The organism is Streptomyces sp. NPDC002845, assembly GCF_053591955.1.
Window position 1 is genome coordinate 16,246 of sequence record NZ_JBSFUU010000108.1, and the last position, 10,885, is coordinate 27,130.

Annotated in this window: 11 protein-coding genes and 2 pseudogenes; 5 read left to right on the forward strand and 8 right to left on the reverse strand. The window is 68.6% G+C overall.

The genetic code is table 11. The features are described 5' to 3' along the window. The 5 genes from ACWD3C_RS43240 (at position 1) to ACWD3C_RS43260 (ending at position 4,441) form a co-directional block, all read left to right on the forward strand. A complete protein-coding gene (locus tag ACWD3C_RS43240; protein WP_451153368.1) occupies positions 1-831 on the forward strand; it encodes a PfkB family carbohydrate kinase in 831 nt (276 codons plus the stop codon). 21 nt (positions 832-852) lie between these two features. After that, positions 853-1,782, forward strand: a complete 930-nt coding sequence (locus ACWD3C_RS43245; RefSeq protein WP_451153370.1) for a nucleoside 2-deoxyribosyltransferase — start codon at positions 853-855, stop codon at positions 1,780-1,782. Then, positions 1,779-2,279, forward strand: coding sequence for a hypothetical protein (locus ACWD3C_RS43250; RefSeq protein ID WP_451153372.1), 501 nt, complete (start codon positions 1,779-1,781; stop codon positions 2,277-2,279). Before ACWD3C_RS43245 ends, ACWD3C_RS43250 begins: the two co-directional genes overlap by 4 nt. A gap of 86 nt (positions 2,280-2,365) precedes the next feature. Then, on the forward strand, positions 2,366-2,671 hold the full coding sequence (locus ACWD3C_RS43255) for a MazG nucleotide pyrophosphohydrolase domain-containing protein (protein WP_361456999.1): 306 nt from the start codon (positions 2,366-2,368) through the stop codon (positions 2,669-2,671). Between the two features lie 102 nt (positions 2,672-2,773). Next, positions 2,774-4,441 (forward strand): IS1182 family transposase, encoded by a 1,668-nt coding sequence (locus ACWD3C_RS43260; protein ID WP_451153374.1) that lies wholly within the window; start codon positions 2,774-2,776, stop codon positions 4,439-4,441. Between the two features lie 173 nt (positions 4,442-4,614). Here the strand turns inward: ACWD3C_RS43260 and ACWD3C_RS43265 are convergent, their stop codons facing one another. From ACWD3C_RS43265 to ACWD3C_RS43300, 8 genes and pseudogenes are all read right to left on the reverse strand, one after another. Continuing rightward, positions 4,615-4,809, reverse strand: coding sequence for a hypothetical protein (locus tag ACWD3C_RS43265; RefSeq protein ID WP_451153376.1), 195 nt, complete (start codon positions 4,807-4,809; stop codon positions 4,615-4,617). A gap of 99 nt (positions 4,810-4,908) precedes the next feature. Further along, on the reverse strand, positions 4,909-5,649 hold the full coding sequence (locus ACWD3C_RS43270) for a restriction endonuclease (RefSeq protein ID WP_451153378.1): 741 nt from the start codon (positions 5,647-5,649) through the stop codon (positions 4,909-4,911). A 33-nt stretch (positions 5,650-5,682) separates the two neighbouring features. Then, positions 5,683-6,366 (reverse strand): restriction endonuclease, encoded by a 684-nt coding sequence (locus ACWD3C_RS43275; protein WP_451153386.1) that lies wholly within the window; start codon positions 6,364-6,366, stop codon positions 5,683-5,685. Further along, the gene (locus ACWD3C_RS43280) at positions 6,366-6,575 is read right to left on the reverse strand and encodes a hypothetical protein (protein WP_451153380.1); all 210 of its coding nucleotides are present in this window, start codon (positions 6,573-6,575) and stop codon (positions 6,366-6,368) included. Before ACWD3C_RS43280 ends, ACWD3C_RS43275 begins: the two co-directional genes overlap by 1 nt. A gap of 987 nt (positions 6,576-7,562) precedes the next feature. Beyond that, the gene (locus ACWD3C_RS43285) at positions 7,563-7,718 is read right to left on the reverse strand and encodes a hypothetical protein (RefSeq protein ID WP_451153382.1); all 156 of its coding nucleotides are present in this window, start codon (positions 7,716-7,718) and stop codon (positions 7,563-7,565) included. Positions 7,719-7,932: 214 nt separating this feature from the next. After that, a pseudogene (locus ACWD3C_RS43290) lies at positions 7,933-9,126 on the reverse strand (IS256 family transposase); the annotation flags it as partial. 538 nt (positions 9,127-9,664) lie between these two features. Beyond that, positions 9,665-10,435: a CPBP family intramembrane glutamic endopeptidase gene (locus ACWD3C_RS43295; protein WP_451153384.1), complete on the reverse strand. Its 771-nt coding sequence runs from the start codon at positions 10,433-10,435 to the stop codon at positions 9,665-9,667. 313 nt (positions 10,436-10,748) lie between these two features. Further along, positions 10,749-10,885: pseudogene (locus tag ACWD3C_RS43300) on the reverse strand (transposase); the annotation flags it as partial.

Sequence of the window (10,885 nt, forward strand, 5' to 3'; positions counted from 1 at the left end):
ATGCAGCGCACCATCGTGATCGGCAACATCTCCCTCGACCACATCCACCGTCCCGGCCACCGGCCGGTACACCAACTCGGCGGCGCCGCCCTCCACTTGGCCGCCGCGGCCGCCCGCGCCGGACTGACGGCCGCGCCCGCCGCCGCCGTCGGAGACGACCTTTCCATTCTGGCCGACGACACGCGTCTTCCCAGCCTGGACTGGAGCCTCCTCCACCACGCCCCCGAGCCGTCGGCCGCGTTCACCATCCACTACGACGAAACGGAAACCGTCACGGACGTCGACACCGACTACGGGGCCGCCGGGCACCTCACCGCCCACGCCCTCCACGTGATCGACCGCCATCCCCGGGCCGTCTTCCACGTCAGCTGCCGCCACCCCCTTGACGTCCCCACGGTCCTCGAAGCGCTGACCGCACAGGGCTGCGCCTTCAGCCTGGACTTCCACCTCCCCAGTGCCCCCCAGCTCATCCCCGCCGCCACCCCCTGGCTTCACCACGCGACCACGATCTTCGTCAACGCCCAGGAACACGCGCTCCTCAGCCACCACACCGGCCGCCCAAGCCCCTGCCCGGAGACCGTCATCACCGACGGCCCCCGCCCCGCCCGCGTGCTCGCGCACCGCCACGCTCCACGACCTGTCGCTCCCGCCACCGTTCCCACCGTCCGGCAGATCACCGGTGCCGGGGACACCCTGGCGGGCGCCTACCTCGCGCACCGCGCGCGACACCTTCCACCGGCCGCCGCCCTCGACCTCGCGGTCCAGGCCGCCACCCGCCACACGGCCCGGTTCCCTCTTACCGTCCCCGCACCACGCCGTGCCCCGTCCTGACCCGTAGCAGGAGGCCGTCCGATGCACTACGTCGCACACCGTCTCTTCGCCGCCCACGACCGTGCCCTCGCCGCCGACCTGGCCGACCGCCTCGCCGTCAAGCTCGGCGAAGACCAGGTCTTCCTCCCCTTTTGCGACACCGACGAGGAGGACCTCGTCGCCGACATCAAGGGCCAGCGCCTGTTCGAACTCGACCGCGACCGCCTCCGCCGCATCCGCGCCCTTATCGCCATCGTCCACGGCCCCAGCCCGGACGACGGCGTCTGCATGGAGATCGGCTACGCCGCAGCCCTCGGTGCCTCCGTGATTGGGATGACCACCGACTTCCAGGACTACTCCGCCATCCTCCACGGCCCACGCTCCGTGTTCCCCGATCCTCTCTTGGACGCCCTCGCCGCCCGCATCGTCCGCGTCCCCCGTCTGGGCACCCCCGGCGAGCCGACGGGCGGCAGTCGCTTCGCGGACTTCGCCGCCCGCAACCACACCCAGATCCAGGAGGCCATCGAGGCCTGCGTCGACGCCGTCCTCCAACTCCCCTCCCCGGCCGCGGCACCACCCCGCCCATCCCGAGACGCCCACACGGCGTTCGTCGAACCCAGCCCGTACACCCCAGCATGCGCCGGACTTCCCGCCACCACGGGGACCACGGTCCTCCATCCGACCCGCTTCGACGCCGGCGACCCCCTCACGGCCGCGCGCCACGACTGGGCCACCGCTCTCCGCTCCAGCCGCATCGTTGTCGACACCTCAGGCCCCGAGACCCCGCCCGGAGCCGCCCTTCTCATCGGGGCAGCCTGCGCCACGGGCCAGCCGGTCGCCGCGTATCTGCCACACAGCACTTACACCCACGCGGCAGGCCGCGAGCCCAATTTCCGTAACCTGATGATCCAGTACGGCGTCGACGCCGTGCTCCGCACACCGGACGAGGTGACCGCGTGGCTCGGCGGATGACTCTTCAGGAGATCGCCGGCCACCGCACGGTCGTACTCGAAGGCGGCGACGGCGTCGGCAAGAGCACGCTGGCCGACCTCCTCGTCACCCAGCACGACTTCACCGCAGCTCACTCACCCCGCACGCCCGACCACCAGGACCTGACCAGCCGCTACCGTGATCTCCTCGCCCGGCCCGGCCGGCTCGTCCTGGACCGCAGCTTCGTCAGCGAGCTCGTCTACGGCCCTCTTTACCGCGACCGCTCCCGCCTCACCTGGGACCAGGCACTCGAACTCGCCGACCTCGTCACCACCCGCGACGGAATCTTCCTCCACCTCACCGCCCCCGCGGCCATCGTGCACAGCCGCCTCAAGGCCCGCGACGGTCAGGCACCCGATCTGGAGGCGATCGCCGAACTATCCCACGCCTACCAGCGCGTCTTCCGGCTCCTGGACAGCCATGCGACGGTTCTCACCTACAAGACGGCGCCAGAAGCTGGCTGCCGCCCCACCGGCTGACTCCTGTCCCGTTCTTGCCTCTCCGGCGCCTGAGCCTCGCTACTGTTCCCCGAGAACGCCGCACTGCACCGTCAAGGGGATCTGCCGTGGACATCGCCGAGGCACAGAAGCTCGCCTGGGAGAACAAACTCGCCAAGGGCTTCAACACCACCGACATCGCTATGGAGTTCGGCTTGCTCACGGCCGAGGTCGGCGAGGCATTCACGGCGTGGCGCAAAGGCCTGCCCGACCACGGTGAAGAACTCGCCGACGTCTTCCTCTACCTGACGGCGATCGCGGAGATGCAGGGTGTCGACCTCGCCGACGCGGTCAGGCAAAAGATCGCGAAGAACACGCGTCGCGAGTACGCCCCCGGCTCCAACGGCGCACTGGTGCGTACCAGTCAAGATTGAGGGACTCTGTCGGGGATCTTGAGGTTCCTGGGCGGAAGGGCATGGTCGTCGGGCAGGCTCGGCTTGGTTCCGAAGGTCGACTGCCGAACATGAGGTGAGCCGGTGTCTCTCCGTCCCCGTTCTGGTGAGCACGTTCCGTCCTCGACAGCGCGGGTGGCGCGGGCGAGCAATCCCCGGGGCACGACCGCGATGTGGGTACGGGACCGGCTGGACGGCCTGTGGCACGACGAGGACTTCGATGCCTGGTACCCCCGGGACGGGCGGCCCGGCCTGTCACCGGCCCAGCTCGCCACGGTGAGCGTGCTGCAGTTCCTGCTGAACCTCTCTGACCGGCAGGCGGCCGAGGCGGTGCGCTGCCGGATCGACTTCAAGTACGCCCTCGCGCTCGAGCTGGACGATCCCGGCTTCCATCACAGCGTGCTGTCCGACTTCCGCGACCGGCTGGCCCAGGACGACCGCGCCGATGCCCTCCTGGACCTTGCGCTGGCCCGGCTGAGGGAAGCGGGGCTGGTCAAGGCGCGGGGGCGGCAGCGTACCGACTCCACCTACCTGCGGGCCGCCGTGCGCGAACTGACCCGGCTGGAGCTGGTGTTGGAGACGGTCCGCGCCGCCCTGGAGGAGTGCGCCCGCACCACCCCGGAGATCCTCGACGGCCTGGTGGACGAGGACTGGGCACAGCGCTATGGGCGGCAGGTCCGCCTGGTCAGCCAGCCAGCCAGCCATCCGGCCGCCCGGCTCAAGCAGACCGGCAACGATGCCGCCGAGCTCCTTGAGCGCGTCCGCAGCCGCCGCCCGGGCACGGCGCCGGGGCCCGCGGCGGAGGCGCTGCGTCAGATCATGGTGCAGCACTTCCTCATCGATGCCCGGGGCCGGCTGCGGCCTCGGGCCGAGAAGGACGGTCTGCCGCCAACCGGCCGGCGCCTGGAGTCGCCCTACGACCTCGAGGCCCGCTACACGCGCCGCGGGCACCGGACCTGGGTCGGCTACCTCGCGCATGCCACCGAGACCTGCGACGAAGGCAGTATCAACGTCATCACGGACGTGGCCACCACCGTCCCCACCGGCGACAGCGTGGCCCTGCCCGGCATCCACACCCGGCTCAAGCGCCGCCGCCTGCTGCCCGCCGAGCACCTCGTCGACACCGGCTACACCTCCGTCGTACTCCATGACGCCGCCGCCCGCACCCACCGCGTCACCATGGTCGGCCCGCTCAGGACCAACAACTCCCGGCAGCGCAAGACCGGCGACGGGTTCGCCCGGGAGAACTTCATCATCGACTTCGAGCGCCGCGAGGTCACCTGCCCCAACGGCCAGGTCAGCGGCAACTGGAACGAGCTTCCGGCGATGGCCCCTTTCACGGTGGTCCGGTTCGACAAGCGGCAGTGCGGGCCGTGCCCCGAAAAGTCCTCGTGCACCTCCGGGGCGGCACGGACCGTGAACTTCCTCCCCCAACACCTCCACGAACTCCAGGCCCGGAACCGCTCCGACCAGCAGGACCCGCAGTGGCAGCGGCTCTACGCCTCACGCTCCGGCATTGAGGGCACCATGAACGAGCTGGTCAACGGCCACCGGATGCGCCGCTGCCGCTACCATGGCGTGTCCAAGGCCCACGTCCAGCACGTCCTGACCGCGATCGCCGTCAACATCGAACGGCTCAGCACCCAGGAACCGGCAGACTCCACCTACCGCCTCCGCTCACCGACGGCGTTCCAGCAGTACCTCGACGAGAACGACTTACCCCGCCCCCGCTGGTGGCGCCAAGGGCAATGATCAAGAAATCTCAAGATCCCCGACAGAGTCGCTCATTGAACCTGAGCGCGGATCACTCTGCCCCCAGCCATACCGTCACGAATGGTGGCCAACGGAACGGTAGGCATCAGCGTTCACGCCCGTGGTGAACGCGGCTGCTCCGGCCCACAGGTAGGCCTGCCGCCCGGTGACCTTTACGTCCTGGGCCTTGTGTTCCAGGGGAGTTCACCTGAGTGCCGCTGAACGAACTCGCGGTACTCGCTGATGACGCTGGGCCGGTCGTGGTGGCCCGGCTGCTCCCGCTGGGACGTCAGGTCGTTGTCCGGAATCGGGGCACGCTGCTTGTGGGTCTGCCGGACCACGACGTTGTTGACGACGATTTCCTGCATCTCCTCGTACTGGCACTCAGCAACGTCACCCCTCGCGTCCCGCGCGAGCAGCGGGTTGCCGCGCCGATCGTGGCGGCCAGCCCAAAACGGGCTGGTCGGCTACGCCGGTGAGTGCTGTTCGTCGACGACGGCGTACAGATGCTCACCGTGGGCCCAGCGTTTGAGCTCCGGCCGGCCCACGAGGACGATTCCGTGGCGCCGGGCGAAGTCCGTCGCGGGCCGGGTGAATCCGTTCAGGGCGACGATGACGGCCACCTGCGCGTGATGTTCGGGCACCGCGGTGCCGTTGAACCTCTGCACGGCTTCGGATCCGACGGTGCCGCTGTACTGCTTGCATTGTAAAACGATCTTGTCGCCGTCGTCGTCCCAGGCCACGACGTCCGCCCCCAGGTCTCCGGAGCCGCCGATCCGGCGGGCGCGCTGGAACCCGTCCCGCGCGAGCAGGTCGGCGCACGCCTGCTCGAAGCCGTCCGCGCTCATGGCGGCGAGCTGCTTCATCCGGAAGGTCAGGACCTTGGGCGCATCGGCGACCGGCGCGGTGGCGTGCTCCTCCTCCACGACTTCGGTGTCGCTGTAGGGGACAACGTAGCCGCCTCGGTCGGAGAAGACCACGAAGCACAGCAGCACCAGGGTGCCCAGGATGATCAGCGCGAACCACCAGGGATGCCCCATGAGCCATCCCCAGACGTCCTCCGTGAACCAGTCACTCACATCGTCGCGCAGCCAAGGCCACGCGTCCTCAGTCAGCCACTGCCAGGCGACCTTGGCGATGGCCAAGCCGAGGATCAGCCAGAGGATGACCTTCAACACCGGGTCCAGTGACCCGTCCTCGTCGAACACCGTTCCCCCTGCTCTGCCCTTCGGCGGCCCGCGCTACGCGGCTCGTCGAACCGCGGTCCTGCGTGCCTTGCGGGCGGGCAGTCGCAACAGGGTGTGCAGCGGGACTCCGTCTTCAGCCCACTGCCGCAGCCGTTCGCGATCGACCCAGTGGACCTGGTGCCGCTCGCCCCATGCCTTGGCATCCCGGGTGAAGCCGCCGTTGGTGACCACGACCGCGACATCGGCTTTGTGGACGGGGCCGGCGGTCCCCTTGACCTGGTACATCACCTTCGAGTCGACCTTCCCGCCGACGGTGGTGTGCTTGGCCTGCAGCACGATCCGCCCACGCTGGGCATGTCGGCCGATGACGTCGGCTGCCTGATCGCCGGCCTGCCCGACCCGCTGCGCCGACCAGCCGTCACGGATGAGGAGATCCCGCAGAGCGAACTCGAACTCCGCATCACCGAGCGAGTCGATCCGGTCGAGCGGGAGTTGAAGGACCGCGATCAGCGCAGCCTGGGTCCGCCGCAGACGGACCCGCCGCACCTGCCACCAGACGACAGCCAGCAGGCTCGCCACCGCCACGGCGACCGCGAACGGCCACCCGCGCACGATCGCGCGCCACAGCGCCGTGGCTGCCTGCACCAGCACGGTGGCCACGGCCAGGGCGACGAGGACCGCTGCTACCCGTTCGCGGCGACCGCGCGGCGCTCGCAACCGCATCCGGATGCCGCCCATCACCGGCTCGGCGATGCGGACACCGACGGAGTGGAGGCCGGCTTGTTCGTCTCGGCCCCGTTGTCGCTGCTGCCGAACCCGAAGATCTGTCCCCACAGCCAGATGAAGGCGACGATTCCCGCGATGGTCCAGCCGCCCAGCTTCTTGCCGCGTGGCCGAGGGTTCCTGCGGATGTGGCGACGAACCTCGTGAAATCCCTCCGGCGGCATGCCCTTTCCCCCTCCTGTGACCTGGCAACTTGATGATGCTGCCCCTGTGGATATGGGTGTATCAGCGGGCACTGACAAAAACTGATGGATCATCACGAGGGTCGGCCTGCATCGATCACAATCCAGCCAGGGCCGATCGAATCGTCCTCATCGACCGATGAGGTGAGCGAGCATCGTGCCTCTGACTTGGAGGTTCTCGATGCCATGCGGTCGTCGTCCGTTGGCATGCACGCCACAGCATCTCGCCGATTCGCTGCCGGCTGCCGACAGTTCACCTGCGTCGACGCCGTGAAAGCGGCCCTGGAACGCGGCGGGGAGTTGGCGTGAAAGCGGAGGCGCCGAAGAGCGCCCGGAGCCCTCTCTTTGGGACCCAACACGGGAGGAGCCGACCACATGGCGCGACCGCGACTGCGGACCAGGAGCTGTTCGAGTCCAAGTGGCGGCCGCACAACCGGCTGGGCTTCGCGGCCCAGCCGACGACCTCCCCGGAAGCCGGCCAGGGCACTGACCACGCGGGCGCGGTGGCCCATGCGGCGTTCGAGTTGCTGGGGGCGTCGGTCTAAGGAGCCGGATGGTGTAGGTCGAGGCGGTCAGGAACGTGAAGCGGACCACGGCGAGCGTCACCGAGACCACGGCCACCGTGACGAGTGCGCCGGTCAGGTCCGTACCGGACAGGCCGCGGACGGCCGCCTGCGCCTCGAGTCCGACGAGGACGAACAGGGTGCCGTTGAGCAGGTACATCGCGAGCGACCAGAACGCCTGCGTCTGCAGACGGGAGTCTGCTCGGCCCACGCTCAGCCCGGCCTGAATCGTGTAGACCGCCGAGCAGGGAACCCCCTTCCATGACGGCCTGCGCCTGCTCGCGTCCTGGGTCGTCACCCACCAGGACGCCCGGCGGGGATGAGCACCGGGCGCGGAGGCTGTGGGCCGAGCGCCGGTTGATCGCTTGGGCCACTCGCCTGGCGGTGAGGCAAGCGGCAGCCCGACTCACACGCCGCCGCGCCTTTGCGCGGCCAATGCCCACTGCTTGACCTGTTCGATCGTGGCGTCCGGTGTGGGCGCTGCCGAGTGGACGACGAACTCGGCATAGGCTGGATCGTCGATCGGCAGTGGGGTCAGAGGGTGTTCACGCAGCCGGGCCACGAGGTATCCGGCGGCGAGCAGGTCCCGGGACTTCTCGATGTCGACCTCGTACTTGTCCGCGTGCCAGTAGGAGCCGTCGTACTCGATGACGAGGGTCCGGCCGGTGGTGAGCTCGACGGTGATGTCGACAAGCCAGTGCGAGCGTCGGGCGAACGCGTCGTGCCGCACCGACCGGCCGGACGCGGCCCCGCCGAAGGCGCGTTCGGAGGCGGCGTGGTGATCGAGTTCTACCTGCGACTTCCCGTGTTCCCTGCACTGCGGCCTCGTTCGGGAAGTGCCCGCGAGCCCGCACGGCCTTGCGTATCCGCGCGTTCACGCTCTCGATCGCGTTCGTGCTGCAGATGACCTTGCGGATCTCGACGTCGAAGCGGAGGAAGGGCACGAACTCCGCCCAAGCGTCCGACCAGAGCTTGACGACCGCCGGATACTTCGTGCCCCAGGTCTCCTGGAACTCCAGGAACCGTTCCTCGGCCGCTTCCTGGTTCGGCGCCGTGTAGATCGGCTTCAGCGCCTTGGCGATCTTGTCCCAGTCCTGGCGGGCCGCGTAACGGAAGCTGTTCCGCAGGAGGTGAACCACACACGTTTGAACAATCGTGCGAGGCCAGACGGTCTCCACCGCCTCCGGCAGCCCCTTCAGCCCGTCGCAGACCAGCATCAGGACGTCCTCGACGCCGCGGTTCTTCAGCTCGGTGAACACGTGCAGCCAGTACTTCGCGCCCTCGCCGCCGTCGCCGGCCCAGATCCCGAGGATGTCGCGATGGCCCTCCGCGGTCACAGCCATCACGACGTAGATCGGCCGGTTCGCCACCTGCCCGTCACGGATTTTGACGTTGATGGCGTCCACGAACAGCACCGGATAGACGCGGTCGAGCGGCCTGTTGGACCACTCGGCCATGCCCTCCATGACCTTGTCCGTGATCATCGAGATGGTCTGCTTGGACACCTCGGCGCCGTAGACCTCGGCCAGGTGCGCGGAGATCTCCCCGTGCGTGAGGCCCTTCGCGGACAGCGACAGCACCATCTCGTCCACGCCGGTCAGGCGGCGCTGGCGCTTCTTGACCATCTGCGGCTCGAAGGTGCCCGCCACATCGCGGGGCACCTTCACCTCGACCGGGCCGACGTCGGTCAGCACGGTCTTGGCGCGGGTGCCGTTGCGGCTGTTGCCGTTGTTCTTGCCGGCCGGGCCGTGCTTCTCATAGCCGACGTGGTCGGTGATCTCGCCCTCCAGGGCGGACTCCAACACGCGCTTGGTCAGCTGCTGCAGCAGCCCGCCTTCTCCGGTCAGTTGAAGCCCTTCGCTGCGGGCACGGTCCACGAGCATCGCGACCAACTGCTCGTCTGTCCTCGCACCGGACACTTCACCAGCCGGCTCCTGGACAGGTATCGACTCCGCGGCGGTCTCGCTCATCAGGCGTCTCCTTGATCATCGGATCCGCCGTTAATTAGACACTCCCCGCCACCGCGACGTTCTACGGCTCCAGCGGCAACGTGCTGAAGAACGTCCCGATCAACACCACTGGCAAGTACAACTGGTCTCCGGTGTGGAAGATCCGTAACTGCTACTGACGCTGACGGCCCGGCTCCGGCCGAGGCCCGCCGCGGCGAACGAGCGCTACCGGCCCGCTCAACAGGGAGTTGAGCGGGCCGGTAGCGCTCGTTCCCGCACCTTCCCCATGTCCCTGAGCCGTTGAGCTCGCCGATAGGTTCAATCTGGATCGACAGGACCCAGCACGGGTCATGACCCTCGATGGCGGTGGGTTCGACGGTGATCGGTGCCGACAGGATCCTGCCGAGTAGCCGCCGGCGGCGACACATATGAGGTGAGACTCACCGCTCACATCGCGGCTACTCCGCGGAGATGATCTTGATCGTGCCGCCGGTCAAGCGGGACCGAGGATCTCGATTCAGTGGAGCGCCTCATGCTGACGCGCCCGACCGTCGGTCGTTCACGAGATGACCAGGAGGAAGACGAGTACGGCTATCACCACGCTGTTGGTCGAGTGCACGATGATACCCATCCATGCGCTGCGAAACCGTTTGGTGGGATACGCGAAGAGCAGGCCACCAATGATGGAGAGGGGAATCCCCCACGGCTGGTGCAGGTGGTAGAGGCCCATCAGCACGCCGTTGGCGGCCCAGTCCGCCCGGCCGAAGACGCCGCTCATGCGGGGCAGCAGCAGCCCGCGAAACAGCAGTTCCTCGCCGAGCACGGTGTTGAACAGCAGCATCACCAGGATCAGTACGAACAGGGCCCAGTCGCCGCGTATCAGGTCCTGGCCGGAGGGCGAGGAGAGGATCTCCCCGAAGTCGCGGTTAGACGGTGCGGGCAGGCCGGACGTGGCGAACTGGCGCGCGACGAGGACGAGGATGAACGGTACGGTCCACCACCAGAGCCGGCCCCCGCGCCGTCCTTTGTGGTCGGAGGGGGCGCGAAGCCACAGGGCCTCGCGCACCACGCTCCACCGGAGGCTGCCCTGCTCCTTCCCGACGAGCAGCAGGACGAGCACGAACTGCCAGATGAGCCCGGCGGTGAGGGCGATGATGAGGGTCACCGCGAACCGGTTCGCGGTCGGGTCCGGGCCGGCCGCCGCCGGGGCCACCACCCAGGCGAGCAGCGCCATGGGTGCGGCCGCGGCGGCCCACACGGCGAGCACCCGTGCCAACGAGTACTGCGGTATCGCCCGGGTTGTGTGGCCAGCGTTGATGGTCGAGGGCATGCGTCGACGGTGTCAGAGGCATTCGCCAACCTCGACCCAGCCAGCCGGTCAGTCACCGGTAGGGGTATCCCTACCAGCCCTCTCCAGTCGTTGCGAGCAACGGGGCGAGTGCTCCTCATCCAACTCCTCGACCTGCCGGTCGGCGGTGCTCAAATAGCCCTCACCACGGCGTCGAACTCGTCGCCGGTCAAGTTCGTATGACCGTGGCCGCAGCCAGCCACTCCCTTGACCATCCGCACATCGGCCAGACCCGTACACTGCTGGACGGCCGCTGCTGCGATCGGCGTCGGGTGTGGCCCCGAGCCGCACCCAACTCCGACAGCACGCTGTGGTCGAAGCCCGGATCCTCCAGCGCCAGGCCGAGCGCGTACTTCCAGGACAGGTTCTCCCGGACCTCGTCCGCGGCCTGCCGGTCGGTGAGGTTCGTGGCCTTCTGCAGCACCGTGACCA

What these genes read in the sequence shown, in the direction of transcription:
- ACWD3C_RS43295 (WP_451153384.1), bottom strand. Translation starts at nt 10,435, where the DNA reads ATGCCCTCGACCATCAACGCTGGCCACACAACCCGGGCGATACCGCAG.
- ACWD3C_RS43250 (WP_451153372.1), top strand. Translation starts at nt 1,779, where the DNA reads ATGACTCTTCAGGAGATCGCCGGCCACCGCACGGTCGTACTCGAAGGC.
- ACWD3C_RS43265 (WP_451153376.1), bottom strand. Translation starts at nt 4,809, where the DNA reads ATGCAGGAAATCGTCGTCAACAACGTCGTGGTCCGGCAGACCCACAAG.
- ACWD3C_RS43245 (WP_451153370.1), top strand. Translation starts at nt 853, where the DNA reads ATGCACTACGTCGCACACCGTCTCTTCGCCGCCCACGACCGTGCCCTC.
- ACWD3C_RS43280 (WP_451153380.1), bottom strand. Translation starts at nt 6,575, where the DNA reads ATGCCGCCGGAGGGATTTCACGAGGTTCGTCGCCACATCCGCAGGAAC.
- ACWD3C_RS43275 (WP_451153386.1), bottom strand. Translation starts at nt 6,366, where the DNA reads ATGGGCGGCATCCGGATGCGGTTGCGAGCGCCGCGCGGTCGCCGCGAA.
- ACWD3C_RS43240 (WP_451153368.1), top strand. Translation starts at nt 1, where the DNA reads ATGCAGCGCACCATCGTGATCGGCAACATCTCCCTCGACCACATCCAC.